At 67.5% G+C, this 16,676-nt stretch carries 17 protein-coding genes and 2 tRNA genes; 9 read left to right on the plus strand and 10 right to left on the minus strand.

Annotated features, from left to right (window positions below):
• Nucleotide 1 precedes the first annotated feature (1 nt).
• From ACT3HL_RS12550 to ACT3HL_RS12575, 6 genes are all read left to right on the plus strand, one after another.
• Nucleotides 2–1,426, plus strand: a complete 1,425-nt coding sequence (locus tag ACT3HL_RS12550; RefSeq protein ID WP_445087179.1) for a V-type ATP synthase subunit B — start codon at nucleotides 2–4, stop codon at nucleotides 1,424–1,426.
• An 88-nt stretch (nucleotides 1,427–1,514) separates the two neighbouring features.
• Nucleotides 1,515–2,450, plus strand: a complete 936-nt coding sequence (locus tag ACT3HL_RS12555; RefSeq protein ID WP_445087180.1) for a lycopene cyclase domain-containing protein — start codon at nucleotides 1,515–1,517, stop codon at nucleotides 2,448–2,450.
• Between the two features lie 2 nt (nucleotides 2,451–2,452).
• Nucleotides 2,453–3,577 (plus strand): beta-carotene 15,15'-dioxygenase, Brp/Blh family, encoded by a 1,125-nt coding sequence (locus ACT3HL_RS12560; RefSeq protein ID WP_445087181.1) that lies wholly within the window; start codon nucleotides 2,453–2,455, stop codon nucleotides 3,575–3,577.
• 34 nt (nucleotides 3,578–3,611) lie between these two features.
• Nucleotides 3,612–4,295: a V-type ATP synthase subunit D gene (locus tag ACT3HL_RS12565; protein WP_445087182.1), complete on the plus strand. Its 684-nt coding sequence runs from the start codon at nucleotides 3,612–3,614 to the stop codon at nucleotides 4,293–4,295.
• A 214-nt stretch (nucleotides 4,296–4,509) separates the two neighbouring features.
• Nucleotides 4,510–4,582 (plus strand) — tRNA-Asp (locus ACT3HL_RS12570).
• A gap of 20 nt (nucleotides 4,583–4,602) precedes the next feature.
• Nucleotides 4,603–4,675 (plus strand) — tRNA-Asp (locus ACT3HL_RS12575).
• Nucleotides 4,676–4,919: 244 nt separating this feature from the next.
• Here the strand turns inward: ACT3HL_RS12575 and ACT3HL_RS12580 are convergent.
• The 3 genes from ACT3HL_RS12580 to ACT3HL_RS12590 are packed head-to-tail and all read right to left on the minus strand — an operon-like array spanning nucleotide 4,920 to nucleotide 6,800.
• Nucleotides 4,920–5,282 carry a CrcB family protein gene (locus ACT3HL_RS12580; protein WP_445087183.1) on the minus strand — a complete coding sequence of 121 codons (363 nt, stop codon included), beginning with the start codon at nucleotides 5,280–5,282 and terminating at the stop codon, nucleotides 4,920–4,922.
• Nucleotides 5,279–5,620 (minus strand): CrcB family protein, encoded by a 342-nt coding sequence (locus ACT3HL_RS12585; RefSeq protein ID WP_445087184.1) that lies wholly within the window; start codon nucleotides 5,618–5,620, stop codon nucleotides 5,279–5,281. Before ACT3HL_RS12585 ends, ACT3HL_RS12580 begins: the two co-directional genes overlap by 4 nt.
• 22 nt (nucleotides 5,621–5,642) lie before the next feature.
• On the minus strand, nucleotides 5,643–6,800 hold the full coding sequence (locus tag ACT3HL_RS12590) for an ATP-binding protein (protein ID WP_445087185.1): 1,158 nt from the start codon (nucleotides 6,798–6,800) through the stop codon (nucleotides 5,643–5,645).
• 75 nt (nucleotides 6,801–6,875) lie between these two features.
• Between ACT3HL_RS12590 and ACT3HL_RS12595 the strand changes: the two genes are divergently transcribed.
• Complete coding sequence (locus tag ACT3HL_RS12595) at nucleotides 6,876–7,328, plus strand: DUF7382 domain-containing protein (RefSeq protein ID WP_445087186.1); 453 nt, start codon at nucleotides 6,876–6,878, stop codon at nucleotides 7,326–7,328.
• Between the two features lie 21 nt (nucleotides 7,329–7,349).
• Here ACT3HL_RS12595 and ACT3HL_RS12600 read toward each other — a convergent pair whose 3' ends face one another.
• Nucleotides 7,350–8,684: a TiaS agmantine-binding domain-containing protein gene (locus tag ACT3HL_RS12600; RefSeq protein WP_445087187.1), complete on the minus strand. Its 1,335-nt coding sequence runs from the start codon at nucleotides 8,682–8,684 to the stop codon at nucleotides 7,350–7,352.
• Between the two features lie 148 nt (nucleotides 8,685–8,832).
• Between ACT3HL_RS12600 and ACT3HL_RS12605 the strand changes: the two genes are divergently transcribed.
• Complete coding sequence (locus tag ACT3HL_RS12605; RefSeq protein WP_445087188.1) at nucleotides 8,833–9,810, plus strand: transcriptional regulator; 978 nt, start codon at nucleotides 8,833–8,835, stop codon at nucleotides 9,808–9,810.
• A gap of 274 nt (nucleotides 9,811–10,084) precedes the next feature.
• On the opposite strand, the gene ACT3HL_RS12610 is transcribed toward ACT3HL_RS12605, so the two are convergent.
• The 6 genes from ACT3HL_RS12610 to ACT3HL_RS12635 all read right to left on the minus strand — a co-directional run bounded on the left by ACT3HL_RS12610 (nucleotide 10,085) and on the right by ACT3HL_RS12635 (nucleotide 15,597).
• Nucleotides 10,085–10,342, minus strand: a complete 258-nt coding sequence (locus ACT3HL_RS12610; RefSeq protein ID WP_445087189.1) for a glutathione S-transferase N-terminal domain-containing protein — start codon at nucleotides 10,340–10,342, stop codon at nucleotides 10,085–10,087.
• 97 nt (nucleotides 10,343–10,439) lie between these two features.
• Nucleotides 10,440–11,834, minus strand: coding sequence for an aryl-sulfate sulfotransferase (locus ACT3HL_RS12615; RefSeq protein WP_445087190.1), 1,395 nt, complete (start codon nucleotides 11,832–11,834; stop codon nucleotides 10,440–10,442).
• Between the two features lie 92 nt (nucleotides 11,835–11,926).
• The gene (locus tag ACT3HL_RS12620) at nucleotides 11,927–13,333 is read right to left on the minus strand and encodes a solute carrier family 23 protein (RefSeq protein WP_445087290.1); all 1,407 of its coding nucleotides are present in this window, start codon (nucleotides 13,331–13,333) and stop codon (nucleotides 11,927–11,929) included.
• A 163-nt stretch (nucleotides 13,334–13,496) separates the two neighbouring features.
• Nucleotides 13,497–14,216 (minus strand): phosphoribosyltransferase family protein, encoded by a 720-nt coding sequence (locus ACT3HL_RS12625; protein ID WP_445087191.1) that lies wholly within the window; start codon nucleotides 14,214–14,216, stop codon nucleotides 13,497–13,499.
• Between the two features lie 111 nt (nucleotides 14,217–14,327).
• Complete coding sequence (pyrE, locus tag ACT3HL_RS12630; protein WP_445087192.1) at nucleotides 14,328–14,858, minus strand: orotate phosphoribosyltransferase; 531 nt, start codon at nucleotides 14,856–14,858, stop codon at nucleotides 14,328–14,330.
• Between the two features lie 196 nt (nucleotides 14,859–15,054).
• Nucleotides 15,055–15,597, minus strand: a complete 543-nt coding sequence (locus tag ACT3HL_RS12635; protein WP_445087193.1) for a CDP-2,3-bis-(O-geranylgeranyl)-sn-glycerol synthase — start codon at nucleotides 15,595–15,597, stop codon at nucleotides 15,055–15,057.
• 214 nt (nucleotides 15,598–15,811) lie between these two features.
• Here ACT3HL_RS12635 and ACT3HL_RS12640 point away from each other — a divergent pair, with 214 nt between their 5' ends.
• Complete coding sequence (locus tag ACT3HL_RS12640; protein ID WP_445087194.1) at nucleotides 15,812–16,399, plus strand: DUF502 domain-containing protein; 588 nt, start codon at nucleotides 15,812–15,814, stop codon at nucleotides 16,397–16,399.
• Nucleotides 16,400–16,676: the final 277 nt, after the last annotated feature.

Here is a 16,676-nt window from a genome sequence, read left to right on the forward strand (position 1 = left end):
CATGAAAGAATACCAGACAATCACCGAGATCAGCGGTCCGCTGGTGTACGCCGAGGTCGACGAGGCCATCGGGTACGACGAGATCGTCGAGATCGAAACCGCACAGGGCGAGACGCTTCGCGGTCAGGTTCTCGAATCCTCCGACGGCGTCGTTGCCATCCAGGTCTTCGAGGGAACGAGCGGTATCGACCAGAAGGCGTCGGTTCGCTTCCTCGGAGAGACGATGAAGATGCCCGTCACAGAGGACCTCCTCGGACGCGTCCTCGACGGGTCGGGCCGACCCATCGACGGCGGCCCCGACATCGTCCCCGACGAACGGCGCGACATCGTCGGCGCGGCGATCAACCCCTACTCCCGGGAGTACCCCGAGGAGTTCATCGAGACGGGCGTCTCAGCCATCGACGGGATGAACACGCTCGTTCGCGGGCAGAAGCTCCCGATCTTCTCGAGTTCGGGACAGCCCCACAGCGAGCTGGCGATGCAGATCGCCCGGCAGGCGAGCGTGCCAGAGGAAGAGGAGGGCGACGGCGAGGGTTCGGAGTTCGCCGTCATCTTCGGCGCGATGGGCATCACCGCCGAGGAGGCCAACGAGTTCATGGAGGACTTCGAGCGAACGGGCGCGCTCGAGCGCTCCGTCGTCTTCATGAACCTCGCGGACGACCCCGCCGTCGAGCGGACGGTCACCCCGCGGATGGTCCTGACAACCGCGGAGTACCTCGCCTTCGACAAGGGCTATCACGTCCTCGTTATCCTGACGGACATGACCAACTACTGCGAGGCGCTCCGTGAGATCGGCGCGGCCCGCGAGGAGGTCCCGGGGCGACGCGGGTACCCCGGATACATGTACACCGACCTGGCGCAACTGTACGAGCGCGCCGGGCGGATCCAGGGTCGCGAGGGTTCGGTCACGCAGATCCCGATCCTCACGATGCCCGGCGACGACGACACGCACCCGATCCCGGACCTCACCGGCTACATCACGGAGGGACAGATCTACGTCGACCCCGACCTCAACAGTCAGGGACTGCAGCCCCCGGTGAACGTCCTGCCCAGCCTCTCTCGGCTGATGGACGACGGGATCGGCGAGGGCCTCACCCGCGAGGACCACGCGGACGTCTCCGACCAGATGTACGCCGCGTACGCCGAGGGTGAGGACCTCCGTGACCTCGTGAACATCGTCGGTCGCGAGGCGCTCTCCGAGCGCGACAACAAGTACCTCGACTTCGCCGACCGCTTCGAGGAGGAGTTCATCGACCAGGGCTTCGAGACGAACCGGCCGCTCGAAGAGACGCTGGACATCGGCTGGGAGCTCCTCTCGATGCTGCCGAAGGACGAGCTCAACCGCGTCGACGAGGAGTTCATCGAGACGTACTACGTCGAGGACGCCGCCGACGCCGAGACCGAGACGGAAGCGACGGCCGACTGATCCGCCGTCGACCGCGTTTTTTCCACACCGCTCCCGAAGAGCGCCCGCCGGATTCGACGCCTCCGGCCGCCGGAACACCACCTGACCGATGACGTCTCTCACGTACCTCCAGTTTCACGCCTTCTTTCTGCTCCCTCCGGTGGTGCTGCTGTTAGCGGTGGGGCGAACGAGCCGCCGGCGACTCCCCGGCCGGCTCCGAACACTCACCGGGTGGCGAGCGTACTGGGTCGGTGTCGGTATCGTCACCGCGGTCGCGCTGGCGTACACGACGCCGTGGGACAACCTCCTCATCGCGCGCGGTGTCTGGTGGTACGGGGAGGGAGCGACGGTCGCGACGGTCGGAAACGCGCCCATCGAGGAGTACCTGTTCATCGTGGTTCAACCGATACTGACCGGGCTGTGGCTCTCGAACCTTCCGTTTCGGGCGACGTGGCCGACGGCCGCGCGTCCGCGTCGGAGCCGCTTGTTCGGGCTCGCCCTGGCTGTCGCGGTCGGCGTCGTCGGCTGGCGGCTCCTCGCCTCGGAGGCGACCGTTTACCTCGGCGCAATCCTGTCGTGGGCCGCGCCGGTGCTGGCGTTGCAATGGACCGTCGGTGCGCCGCAGTTGTGGGCGCGCCGTCACGTCGTGGCGGTGGGGACGCTCGTCCCCACCGCGTATCTGTGTGCGGTCGACCGAGTCGCCATCGAAGCGGGCGTCTGGACGATTTCAGCGCGGTATACGACCGGACAGTCGCTCCTCGGACTCCCGGTGGAGGAAGCGGTGTTCTTCCTCGTGACGAATTTGTTCGTCGTGCAGGGGCTCGTCCTCTACCGGCTGGTAGTGAGCCGATGGGGGGCCGTACCGGGTTTCGGCGTATCGACCGAGCCGCGCATACCGCGACGCGGGGACCGAGACAACGCAGACACGAACCGGGGCACGGACGCCGACGCGGACACGAACGGGGGAACACGCGGGGACACCGACGACATCGATATCGACACCGACATAGAGACTGCTCGCGGGTCCGTCGACGGGGACCGCTGACGATGCACGGACCGCGAACGCCGGCGGAGCCCCACGTGCGGGCGGACGGTCGGAAAGAGCGCGAGAACGCGGACGTGGACGTGTCGCGTTCGGTACTGAGCACCGTCGGCGGGCATCCGGCTCGGCTCCCCGTCGGCATCGTACTGATCGTCGCTGTCGCGGTCGGCGCCGGTGAGATGGCCGGCCTCAGCGGCGCGCCGGCGCTTCCGGCGTGGGTCCACTACGTTCCGCTGGCCGCGAGTCTCGTGCTGTTCGGACTCCCCCACGGCGCGGTCGATCACCTCGCACCGGCCCGCGCGGCCGGGACGACGCCGACGCGCCGGTGGCTGCTACTCGTCGGCGCGGTGTATCTGACCCTCGCGAGCGCGTACGCGGTGCTGTGGCTTCTGGTCCCGGTCGCCGGCGCAGTCCTGTTTATCGCGCTCACGTGGTTCCACTGGGGGCAGGGCGACCTCTATGCGCTCGACGCGCTCGGCGCGGACCACCTCGACGGCAGACTCGTTCGTCTCGGAACGCTTCTCGTCCGCGGCGGGCTTCCGATGGTGGTGCCCCTGCTTCGGTTCCCCGAACGGTACCGCACCGTCGTCGATGGCTGGATCGCGCTGTTCGGGAGCGGCTTGGAGGCCGCGTGGCTCTTCTCGCCGACGGCCCGCGGCGCGGTAGCCGTGGGGTTCGCCGCTCTGACGGCCGCGACGCTGCTCGCGGGGAGGGGCCGAGGGAGCGACCGGTTCTGGCGGTGTGACGCCGGGGAGACCCTCTTGCTCTGGGCATACTTTCTGTCGGTCCCGCCGATCCTCGCGGTCGGGTTGTACTTCTGCACGTGGCACTCGCTTCGGCACATCGCCCGCCTGATCGCCGTCGATCCCGCGTCGCGGGCGCGCTTCCAGCGGGACGGCGCGGGAGCCGCGTTACTGCGGACCGGACGGGAAGCGCTGCCGCTCTCTGCGGTCGCGCTCGCCGTCTTGGTCGGGATCGGCATCCGTTCCGGTGTCGACGGGGACCTCGGGGCGTTAGCCGCCTTCTATCTCGTATTCGTCTCCGTCCTGTCGCTCCCGCACGTGGCGATCGTCACGTGGATGGACTGGGCGGAGAACGCCGGTGTGAGCCGCCTCGTCCGCGAACAGTAAAAGGTTAACAGGCTCGGATCACAAGGTGACGATAATGGCCAAAGACGTCAAGCCGACGCGCAAGAACCTGATGGCGATCGAGGATCGCATTCAGCTCTCAGAGCGCGGGCACGACACGCTCGAGCAGAAGCGAGACGGGCTCATCATGGAGTTTATGGACATCCTCGATCAGGCACAGGACGTCCGCTCGGAGCTGAACGAGAACTACGAGACCGCGCAGACGAAGCTCAACATGGCGCGGGCGATGGAGGGCGACGTCGCCGTCCGCGGGGCGGCCGCGGCGCTCAAAGAGCACCCCGAGATCACGACGCAGTCGAAGAACATCATGGGCGTCGTCGTGCCGCAGATCGAGTCCTCGCGCGTGCGAAAGAGCCTCGACCAGCGCGGCTACGGCCTGCTCGGGTCGTCGGCTCGGATCGACGAGGCGGCCGACGCGTACGAGGAACTGCTGGAGACGATCATCCTCGCCGCCGAGGTCGAGACCGCGATGAAGAAGATGCTCACGGAGATTGAGACGACGAAGCGCCGTGTCAACGCCTTGGAGTTCAAGCTTCTCCCCGAACTCAACGAGAACAAAGAGTACATCGAGCAGAAGCTCGAAGAGCAGGAGCGCGAAGAGATCTTCCGGCTGAAAAAGATCAAGAACAAGAAGGAAGCCGAAGAGAAAGCCGAGAAGGAAGCCGAGAAGGCCGCCGCGGCCGCGCCGGCGGACGACTGACTCCCGATCGCCAAGGTTCTTGTGCGTCTGTGGGCAGTGTTTTTCTCCGTTTTTGGTGCGACGAGGAGACGGTGTCGTCGATGGTAGGCCCTCCACTATAGCCGCAGCGGTCCCCGGACTCGACATCGGCACCGTACCTGTCGCTTCCACGCCGTCGGCCGCCGTCAGATGATAAGTCTTAATTAGACAACCGGGTTACGGAGAAGTGGAGCAAGCCCGGGTGGTGTAGTGGCCCATCATACGACCCTGTCACGGTCGTGACGCGGGTTCAAATCCCGCCTCGGGCGCTTGCTTGGCTCCGACGTGTGCCCGGGTGGTGTAGTGGCCCATCATACGACCCTGTCACGGTCGTGACGCGGGTTCAAATCCCGCCTCGGGCGCTTTTGGTTTTCAACCCCCAGCGAGGCGTCTCGTCGCCGAGCGACGGCGTTTTAAATCGACAACGACTACGCGGGATTTGAACACCAGCAGTCGCACGCCCGCACAGCGAACGGAGTGAGCGAGCAGGAACGTCTGTGTAGGGTTCAAATCCCGCCTCGGGCGCTTTTGGTTTTCAACCCCCAGCGAGGCGTCTTATCGCCGAGCGACGACGCTTAGAATCGACGGCTTGCCACAGTGTGAATGCTATGCGGACGCGAGTAGCCACCCCGCGCCGACACCGAGGAGCGCCGCGGCGAGCGTGCCGAGGGCGTCGGCGGCGGCGAGTCTGACATCCCCGCCCGCGAGCGACTCCGAGACGTTGACCGCGAACGACGAGAACGTGGTGAACGCGCCGCAGAACCCCGTTCCGGCGAGGGCCAGTGCCGAATCCGACGGCGACGAGGCCGCGAACGCGCCGAGCGCGACGCTCCCGATCACGTTGACCGCGAACGTGCTCCGGCGGCCGCCGCCGAGCGCCACGTCGACCGCGTACCGCCCGAGCGCGCCGAACGCACCGCCGAGGCCGACCAGAAGCGGGAGCGGGAGCCACCCGACCGCGGCGCTCACGCGAACCGCCTCCCGACGACGAGGCCGAGGAACGCGGCCGCGAAGCCGAGCGCGTAGTTGGCACCGACGTTCAGAATCCCCAACGGGAGGCCGAGCGAGGCGGTCTCGACGGCGAACGTGCTGTAGGTCGTGAACGACGACAGCAGGCCGGTCGTGAGGAAGATCCGGAGTCGCGTCGAACGGACGAGGCCGACGATGAGCGCGAGCGCGAAACTGCCCGCGACGTTGACCAGAAGCGTCCCGGGAGGACCGACGGCGACCGTTCCGACGGCGTACCGCGCCGTCGCGCCGAGAAACCCGCCGAGCGCGACGAGAGCGGGGACGAGTCTGTCGGCCATCGAGCGTGGATCACACGGCCGCCTACTCGGCTGTTTCGATCGAATCCGCCGCCGTCGACGCCCGCGGACTCGACCCGCCGTGGGGGGTCTCGCGAGATCGGACCGCGACCGTCCGCGTCGCCTCCGCGGTGTCGTCGACGACGAGCGCCTCGCCGGGCGCGGTCGGCATCGCGTCTGCCAGGTCACCGTCGAGGTAGGCGGGGTCCGCGGCGGCGAGCGCGCGGACGTCCGGCCCGGCCGTCAGCCGGTGGACGATCCGGAGGTCCGACTGCGAGACGGCCACCGACGGGAGCGCGCTCGGGCGCTGCGTCGCGGCGACGAGCGAGACGCCGGGCGCGCGACCGCGCGTGAGGATCGTCCGGAGAGACGCGCCGGCGATCCCCTCGAAGAAGACGTGCGCCTCGTCGACGAGGAGCCACGGGAGCCGCTCGATCGTGGGCGCCTCGGACGCTGACCCCGATTCCTGATCCGCGTCGGCGCGTCCGACGCGCCCGTCGTACAGCGCGGCGGCGACCCCCGCGACGACCGCGTTCGCCGGCGCGTCGTCGAGCCCAGAACAGTCCAGCACCGTGGCCTCGCCGCCGCCGAGCGCCCGCGCGTCGAGGCCGGCGGGCTCGAAGACGCCCCACGATTCGGCTCGCCGGAGGCGGTTTTCTGCCGCGCGCCGCGCGGCCGGGACGGCGTCGGCGTCCGCGACGACGTCGCGCATCCCAGAGAGCGTCGACGCCTCGACGGCGGCGTGCCAGACGAGCGCGCCCGCCGGGCTGTCCGGATCGCTGCCGACGAGGCGGGGCCACCGACCGGGCGGGAGGGCGTCCGCGCGGACCGTCGGGTCGTCGATCACGCGGGCCGAAACGGGGTCTGACGGCCGTCCGTCGACGCCGGCGCGGGCGTCCGCGGCGTCGTCCGCGAGGCCGCGAAATACGCCCATCGGGTCGACGACGACCGGGGCGAGTCCGGGTGCCTTCGCCGCCTCTTCGGCGAGAACGCCGAGCGTGTAGGACTTCCCGTATCCGCGCTTCCCGACGACGAGCGCTGCGTGCGGCCCGTCGAGGTCGACCGCGACCGGCGAGCCGAGGCTCCCGTCGCGGGCGCGGTGGTTGCCGAACCGCCCGAGGGGCGCGTCGGCGTCGACCGAGGTCGTTCGGTCGCCGCGACGACCCAAGACTTCAGTGTGCATCGGCGGGACTGGCCGCGGTCTCCGAGATAAACCCCGGGGCGATCGTTTATATACGGAGACGGGACCACGGCCGGTATGCTCGCAGAACTCCGTGAGTTCGCCGCAGACGACCGCGCGATCGAAGGACTGCCGATCAGACTCGTCATCGCCCTCGTCGTGGGCGTGGCCACGATGAGCGTGATGCTGAATATGCTCTCCGGCGTGCAGGGCCTCGCCGTCTCCGAACTCGACGTGCGACCGACGCCCGACGTCGTCGAACCGGGCGAGCAGGAGCTCGAGCTCGTCGTCGTCGACGACGACGGTGACGGCGTCGAGGGTGCGACGGTGATCGTTAAAGACGGCAGCGCCGAGATGGAGGGCGTAGTGACGGCGAAATCCGATGCGAACGGCGTCGCTTCCGTCACCGTCGACGCCGACACGCGCTCGAATCAGGAGACGGGAACGCTCGTCGTCGACGTGAAGCCGCCGTCCGGGAGCCAGTTCGTCGACCGGCGGGCGAACACGGAGATTCTGGTCGTCGAGGAGTAGTGGGAGCGTCCGGGTACCCGATCACCGCTCCGGGTGGACCGGCGCGTCGAAGCCGCCGCGGACCAGCGGCTTCGCGATGTGCCGGCGGGCGCAGGGCGGCACCTCGTACCATCCCGTCTCGAGGTCGCGGTCGACCTCGACGGTGTCGAGTCCGGGGGCGGTGGTCCCGCAGTCGCGACAGCGATACCCCTGCGCCCGACCGGCGCTCTTCATAGAGCGCCCGCACTCCCCGCAGGTCGGCGTCGTCTCTTCGACCCGCTGCAGCGACCGGACGGCGAACTTCTCCAGTTTGATCGTCCCGTTACTCACCTCGCCGCAGACGGTGACCTCGTCGCCGGGGCGCAGCGACCGGACGCGGTCGCGGAAGCGCTTGGTCGGCTCGAAGGCGACGCAGTCGACCGCGGGAGGGGAACTGGCGGCTGACGAGTCGGCGGCGCCGTCGGGTGCGGTCGTCGCACCACCGTCAGACCGCCCCCGACCGCGGAGCCCGAAGAAGACGTGGCCGCCCGCGCGGGTCTCGGGTGCGCTCGCGACGGTGCCGTCGACGCGGTACGCGCGGTCGTCGCGGAGATCGCCGACAGCGCCGTCGCGGAGGTGTGCGTCGGTCCCCTGATTAGTCAGGAACGTCGATGCGCGCTCGATCGGTTCGCTCTCGATCTGGTCGGCGAGCCGACGGGCGGCGTCAGCGTCGTCGCCGCGAATCCCGTAGAGGATCGGACCGGGGGCGTTCGGAACGCACACGGCCTGTCTCTCGCCGGTGTCGACCGTGTCCCACGCCCTCGGATAGAACGCCGCGGCGGCGTCGAACACGGACGCCTCGTCGACGTCGCGCGGCGTTCCGCAGCGGTCGAACCGGCGGTACGCGATGTGCTCGTGCGTCCACTCCTCGAAGGCGGCCCACGCGCCGACGGCGGCGAGCGCGCCGATCCGACCGCGGCCGCCAGCCCACCCTCGGTGGCGATAGCCGACGCGCTCTGTGAGTTCGACCGCCTCGGCCGGATCGAGAAGGTCGTAGATCGCCCGGCGCGCGAAGTCGGCGACGGAGCCCGGAACGCCGTCCGGATCGTCGGCGGCGACGACGACGCCCGGACTCGTTCGCGGGTCCTCCACCTCCGCGAGCGGCTCCAGTTCGTCGACCGCGAGCTCGAGTGCGGCGTCGGGATCGAGATCGACGTGAAGCGCGAGCGCGGCGTTGCCGCGGGTCTTGTGCTCGACCGCCGGGTTGAGTCGCACGAGCAGCCTGCGGTGGACCGTCCCACCCTCGGATTCGACGGCCTCGGCGAGTCGCGTCGCGAGATACGTGGTGCACATCCCTCGCTCGCGCGAATCGGTGTCGTCGAGCCCGATGATCGTCATCGGACGAGCGTAGTCGGCGCGGCGGCTAACGGCTTTCGGGACGGACCCGCGATTCGGGACGCGGTCGCGACGCCCGTCCGACGGATCGGCGGACACCGGGCGCCCGACGGCACAACGCATATATGCTCTGAATCGCTTACATTCGGTTATGTCTCGGTCCGCGCTCGTCGGAAACATCACTGCGATGCTCGAGGACGCCGGCTTCCTCGTCAGCGAGCGCTGTGCGATCCGCCCGAAGAGCTTCGATATCGCGGCGCGACGGGGTGAGGATCTGGTCCTCCTGAAGATCCTGGGCAACATCGACGCGTTCGACGGGACGACCGGCGAGGAGATGCGACGACTCGGCACCTATCTCGACGCGACGCCGATGGTCGTCGGGCTTCGAACGCGTGATGAGGATCTGAAACCGGGCGTGGTGTACTTCCGACACGGGGTGCCGGTGTTGAATCCGGACACCGCCGTGGACCTGTTCGTCGAGCGTGTCCCGCCGCTCATCTACGCCGCGCCGGGCGGTCTCTACGTCAACATCGACGGCGACCTCCTGTCGGACGAGCGTCGCGAGCGCGGCTGGAGTCTCGGCCAGCTGGCGACGGAACTCGGCGTCTCGCGGCGCACCGTCTCGAAGTACGAAGACGGGATGAACGCGAGCATCGAGGTGGCGATCCGGCTCGAAGAGATGTTCGATGAACCGTTCTCCAGCCCCGTCGAGGTGATGGACGGCGCGGAGGACGTCCGCGACGCCGAGCCGACGCCGGACGACCCGGACCCCGAATCGGACGACGAACACGTGGTTCACGTGCTGACGCGCGCCGGGTTCACGGTCCATCCGACCGCACGCGCGCCGTTCAAAGCGGTGAGTGAGGACGACGAGCGGCGCCGGGACGTCACCCCGATGCTCACCGGTCACTCCTCGTTCACGCCGAGCGCCGAAAAGCGCGCCCGGATCATGTCCTCGCTCGGCGAGGTCACGCAGACGCGTTCGGTGTACTTCACCGAGGGGCGCTCAAAGCGCGACGCCGTCGAGGGGACCGCCCTCGTGAGCTGTGAGGAACTGGCCGCTATCGACGACCCCGAAGCGATCCGCGACCTCATCCGCGAGCGGTCTCAGGAGCCGACCGAGGCCTAACAACCCACCTTTTTACTTCGTCGGGTGCGCCTGCGGCGCACCGCTCCTCGTAAAAATCTGGACCAAAAAGGGGCCGCTCGCTCGGCCTGCGGCCTTCGCTCGCGGTTCTACTGCTGGCCACAGTTTGAGACTGGCTGTTCGTACTTTGGCCGCTCCGGACCGAAACGCTCGCTCAGAAAGCTGAACGCCGCGACCGCGTCGCCACGCGTCCGCCGGAAGCGACGCGGCGACGATACACACGCGTCGTCGGGGTCGGCGACCGCCGAGACCGACGTCAGGCCGCGCCGTCACCGTATGTTTCGTCGAGGTACGCGACGATATCGTCGCTCTCGGGCATCCCCTCGACGCCGTTCGCCTCGTCGACGAGGACGGGAACACCCGTCTGACCGCTGACCGCTTCGACTTCGGTCCGCTCGCTGTGGGACGACGGTACCTTCACCGACTCGTACTCCAGATCGAGCTCTTCCAGTTTGGTGACTACTTTCGCGCAGTACGGACAGCCGCTGAGTTCATACAGGACGAGGTCTGACATCAGGAGTAGGTAGCGCCGCCGCCGTAAAGAGTCACGCGGTCCCGTGCGCGAGGGTCACACACCGGACCGGAGCGTGTGGGTGGGCCCGCCGCAGACTTCACCGATCGAACGCGCGCTGAACCCCGGCGGCGATCCGCTTTCGCCCGGCGATCAACTCGCCGACGCCCCAGACGACGCCGACGACCACCGCAGAGAGAGTCCACACCAAGTCCCAGCCGGACATCCAGACGGGGCGGAGCCACGGTGTCACGTGCGCCCAGCGGGTGGCGAAGCCGTTCATCGGTCCCTCGATGGGCGTGTCGGCGAACGTGGCGCGGATCCGCCCGTCGAAGCCGACGCTGTCGTTACCCCCGGCGGTGAGGTTCGCGCTCCCCGTGATGGCGTAGCTGCCGCTCGCGTTCATATCCCGGATTGTCGGCCCCGACGATTCGGGTTCGGTTCCCAACCGTTCGGCCTCGTAGGGCCCCCACGTCGCATAGTACTCCCAGACCACCTCGCCGGTCGGTGTGATCTCCATCACGCGGTGATTCAGCGTGTCGGTGACGAGCGTGTTCCCGTTCGGGAGGCGGTCGGCGTCGCGCGGCCACAGGAGCGATCCCGTCCCGACCTCCCACGTTCGGGTCCACTCTCCGTCCTCTTTGGCGTACTCGACGACGCGGTTGTTCTCGCTGTCGGCGACGAGGATCGTCGGCGTCCCGTCCTCACTCAGCAGCCAGTCGGGGTTGTGCTGCTCTCGCATCACCGAGTAGTCGCCGTCGCTGCCGAGCCGTTCGACGATCTCTCCGGTCTCCATGTCGACGACGATCGCCTGATCGAAGTTCCGCGGCGACAGGAGGAGGCGGTCCTCGCCCACCGGGTCGACGTCGTTGACGTGCGTCCAGTCCTCGCTGTGGCCGCCATCGGTACTCGCGGGGTAGTGGTTTCTGAAGTACCACTCCCACGTGATCTCCTCCGATGAGCGGTTGTAGACCACGATGCGGTCGTCGCTTCGGCCGGCGGACTCGTTCCACTCGCGCATATTCGCGATGGCGATGCGGTCGTCGCCGAGGTACGCGACGTCGTGGGTGTCGGTCATATCGAGGCGCTTCTCCCAGACCCGCTCTTGCGTGTCGGGGTCGAGCTCGAAGAGGACCGTGTCGCCCGCGCGCGGCGAGGAGACGAGTAGGTTCCCGTTCGGCAGCTGATCGACGTCGAAGAACCACGCGTTCCCGCCGACGGAGTCGTTGTGTGTCCACTCGAGGGCGCCGCGTTCGTCCACGGAGACGAGCCGAGCGGGCTTTTTCGCGTTCGTGTTGCCCCGGAACGTGAACCCTTGGACGCTGATGACCGTGGAGCCGTTCGCGGCGCTCGTGATGTTTCCGCGTTCGAGGTTCGTCTCCTCGGACGGGTCGTACGTCAGCGCCGACACGACGGATGGAGCGAGAAGCGAGACGACGAGCAAGAGCGCGACGAGTCGAACCGCGTTCGATCGTGAAATCGGAGGGAGAGGCACGTCCCCGTATGCGGAAGTGACGGATGAAGTTTTTGCGATCCCGAGAGCAAGCGGTAGGATCCCGTGTCTGTGGGAGACCCCCCGGGGGGTCGCTACACCTGCGCGGCGAGCACGCCGCCGGTCCGGACCACGAAGTAGACGACGAACAGCCCCGCGAGGACCCAGTGGCCGATCCGGACGTCCTCGCGTTCGCCCGCGGCGAGCTTGATAACCGGGTAGGAGGCGATGCCCGCGGCGATGCCGTACGCGATCGAGTACGTAAAGGGCATCACGAGGATCGTCAGTCCCGCCGGGATCACGTTCGTGAGGTCGTTCCAGTCGATATCGACGACGTTCCGGAGCATCACGACGCCGATGACGACGAGGGCGATGTGAGAGGCGTACTGCGGAATCGCGGTCGCCAGCGGCACGACCGCGAGCGAGGCGACGAACAGCGCGGCGACGGTGAGCGCGGTCAGGCCGGTCCGGCCGCCCTCCTCGACGCCCGTCGCGGATTCGATGTACGTCGTCACGGTTGACGTGCCGATCATCCCGCCGACGGTCGTCCCGACCGCGTCGGCCATCAGCGGCTTGTCGATATCGGGGAGGTTGCCGTTCTCGTCGAGGAAATCGCCGGCCTGTCCGACGCCGACGAGCGTCCCGGCGGTGTCGAAGAAGTCGACGAAGAAGAACGTGAATACGATGAGCGAGAACGTGAACGCCTCGACGTTCCCGAGACCGGCGATGAACGCGCCCGCAAGCGGCGTGATATCGTAGGTGACGGACGTTTGGCCGACGACCAGCCCCGCTTCGGCGGCGACCGGACCGAACGCGGTGACGAGCCACCCGAGGACCGTGGTCGTGACGATTCCGATAATGATCGATCCGGGGACGCCGCGCGCGTAGAGCGCGAGCGTCAGGAAGAGGCCGACGATCGAGACGATCGCGACCGGATCCGACGCGATCGATCCGAGCGTCACCATCGTCGCCGGGTCGTCGACGACGATACCCATCGCCTGCAGGCCGATGATCGCGAGGAAGAGTCCGATACCAGTCCCGACAGCGAACTTCACCGGTTCGGGGAACAGTTTGATCACGTACTCGCGCGCGCCGATCGCTGTGAGGATAATGAACAGGATCCCTTCGGCGACGACCGCGGCGAGCGCAGTCTGCCACGGGACGCCGAGCGCGCCGACGACAGTGAACGCGAAGAACGCGTTCAGGCCGAGTCCGGGGGCCTGTGCGAACGGCCGATTGGCGTAGACGGCCATAATGAAGGTCGCGACCGCGGCGGCGATGATCGTGACGACCGCGAGCATCGAAACCACCTGGGGATACGAGTAGCCGGTGATGAGGATGCCGGGCTTCTCCCCGTCGATGCCGGCGAGGATACTCGGGTTGACGACGACGATGTACGACATCGTCAGGAACGTCGTCAGTCCCGCGAGCAGTTCAGTTCGAACCGAGGAACCGTGTTCTTGTACATCGAAGTAGTCTCCGAGGGATTCACTGATGCCCATAATGCACGTCTGAGCATTGCCCAGATCCATACCATAAACGTTCCTATCGAATGGTACCCCGTATCACACGACCGAATGAATGCGGGACCGTCGCGGTCACCCAGTCGTGCGGTCGAGTGAGCGAAGGGTTGCAAACGCTCCTATCGCGACGATAGTGGCTCCGTCACTGTGCGTCGAACGTCGAGAGCGCCCCGACGGGCGCGTCGGTGAGTTCGCGGGCCCGGTCGATACCGTGGTCGCCGACGGCGATGAGCGCGAACACGCCGGAGACGGTAGCGTCCGCCTGCTTCGCGATGTCGAGGAGCAGCTCTTGGGTCTCGCCGGAGCGAATGAGGTCGTCGACGACGAGGACGTTCTCGCCGTTCGAGAGCGCCCGCGCGGGGAGGTAGTACGTCAGCTCGATACCGGACGCGAGACGCTGGCGCGACTCGATGAACTCCTCGACGGCCGTCTCCTTCGATTTCTTCGCGTACGCGACGCGGGCGTCGAAGTACCCTGCCATCGCCGCCCCGAGCGTGATACCGTCGGTGGCCGCCGTCAGGACGACGTCCGGGCGCTCGAACCCGAGCGCGTTGGCCGCGACGGGAGCGACGAGATCGAGGAACGACTGATCGAAGACGACGCCCGAGTTGTCGACGTACCCCTCACCGTCGACCTCGACGCGGGCCTTCAGTTCCGCTGCGAGCGCGTCGCGGCCGACGCCGTCGACGACGTCCCGAGCGCGTTCGACGCCGGGGAGAACGTGTCCGTTGACGTAGCGGTTGAGATCGCCCGCGGGGAGTCCGGTGAGCGCGGCGAGTTCATCGTACGTTCGCGTCTCCTTGAGCATCCGAAGGACCGCGACCGCCTGCAGTTGGAGGGCCGCTTTCTCCGCTCTGTTCATACATCGATCTGCGAAGTTGCGTAAGTATGAATATATCGAAACAGATTAGAGCTGAAAGAACCACGAACGTGGGATATATTGGAGCCGCAACGGTGGGGGGAGTGTGAGGCCCTACGGACGGTCTTCGTCGTCGAGAAGGTCGTCGGCGGTCACGAGTGCGTCAAGTTCGATGTCGGCCTCGGCGAGTCGCTCGCTCGCGCCCTCCTGTCGGTCGACGACGACGAGGACGCGGTCGACGACCGCGCCCGCGTCGCGAAGCGCTTCGACGGCGTCGAGAGCGCTCTTGCCAGTCGTCGCGATGTCTTCGAGTACGACGACCTCCTCGCCCTCGGAGAGTCGGCCCTCGATGCGGTTGGCCGTCCCGTACTCCTTGGTCTTCTTGCGGGCGATGACGTAGGGCGTGTCCGTTTCGACGCTCGTGACGGCGACGAGCGGGACCGCGCCGAGCGCGACGCCGGCGAGCTTCTCGCCCGACAGTTCCGCCGCGAACGCCGCTGCGATCAGCCGGAGGCAGTGGGGGTCAGTCTCGAAGAGGTACTTGTCGACGTAGTACTCGGAGGTGCCGCCGTGGGATAGCTCGAACTCGCCGAACTGGACCGCGTCGGCGTCGCGCAGCGCCGCGATGAGCTCGTCGTTCGTCATTAGGATGGAGAGTGGGGGCGAGGCGCTTAAACGGGGCGGTTCGGTGTGAAGCGGTGCGGAGCGGAAGCGGTGCGGATGCGGTTCCAGCAGTAGTACCGCGAGCGAGGCCGAAGGCCGAGTCTCGCGGCCTTTTTCCTCCAGGTTTTTGCCCCGAGGGGTCCGCAGGACCCCTCCGCGGAAAAAGGTGGAGGTGCCGTTAATAGGGCTCGTCTTTCAGCCCGAGGGCGAACGCGATGCCGTTGGTCAGGAGGTGAAGTACGGGCGTGAGGACGATCACGACGCCGAGCACGGGGAGCGTGAAGGTCGTGAGGAACCAGCCGAGATCGAGGACAGCGGCGCAGGCGAGCGCGCCGACGACGAAGTCCAACTGATCGACGCCGGGGAAGGCCGCGCCGCGTTGCCGACCCGTCCGACGCTTCACGAACGAGGCGGCGATGTCGCCGAGCATCGCGCCGAGCGCGAGACCGATCGCGGCGGCGAGCGGGAACACGGGCACCGAAACGCCGGTCTGCGCGGTCACCGTCGGCGCGAGAAGGTTCAACCCCTGCGCGAGGAGCGCACCCGCGAGCGTCCCGAACGCGGTGCCGCGCCACGTCTTGCCGTCGCCCAGCAGCCGGCGCCCGCCCAGCGTCCGGCCGCCGTCGATCGGTGCCCCGCCGCCGGCGAGCACGGCCACGTTGTTCGGGACGTACGCGGGCAACATCGCCCAGAAGGCGACGAGAACGAGATCTACGAGCATACGGGCGAATCCAGCGGAGGCGACAAAAGTGTCCCCGGTTCGGTTTCCGGCAACGAGGCGGCCACGGTGCCGAACGGAAGTCGTTCGACTGCGGCGTTCGTCGGCCGGGATTCTCACTCTCTCCGAGTCCGGTACCACGCCGGTGGACGCGAGAGGCGCTCGTAGCCGGGACAGCAGTCGTTTTAACCCACGGGGGATCGTATACAGTCGACACATGTCCTCTTGGAGACGCGATTTCGCGAGCGGGCTGATCGTCCTGACGCCGGTGCTCGTCATTCTGTGGGTTCTCAACTACCTCTACTCGAAAATCGTCGATCTGCCGGTCATTCGTCGGCTGGAAGAGCCGTTCGGTTTCTTCGTCGCGGTCATCGTTTTCGTGATGCTCGTTCTCTCTGTTGGCTACCTGATGCGGACTACGGTCGGCCGACTGTTCGAGACGTACCTCGACGCGGCGATGAACCGGGTGCCGCTCATTCGGGTGCTCTACAACGCGTCGAAACTGGCTGTCGAGACCGCGGTGTCCGGCACCGACGACCTCCAGAAGCCGGTCAAGGTCGAGCCGTGGGAGGGGATGCGAATGACGGCGTTCAAGACGGGGAAGACGACCGACGACGGGCGCGTCGTGCTGTTTCTGCCGACCGCGCCGAACATCACCACGGGGTTCGTGATCGAGATCGATCCGGGCGATATCACCGAGACGGACGAGAGCGTCGAGGAGGCGCTGACGCGCGTGCTGTCGGCCGGATTCGGCGACGAGGAGCGAACGGCGCCGATCGACATCGACGCGCGTGCGGACGAATGAGACGACGTACGCGTACCACGCGTCGAAAGTCGCTCTCGGCGTTGCGGTCGCGCTGCTGGCGTACGGACTCGCGGGGAACGCTTTCGTCGCCGCGGTACGCGTTTATCTTTAATTCACGGCCTGTCCACCGGCGTCGAAGCCGCGGTCGCGGCCGGGAGCAATCGGAACGGAATCGATGCGGAGTCGGAGTGACCGGTGCGTTGCGGCGGTGCAGTTAGCAAGCGCGTTGTACCGCGAGGCTCGCCGCGGCGAGCCTCGCGGCCTTTTTCCCTCCAGG

The organism is Halobellus sp. GM3, assembly GCF_052545375.1.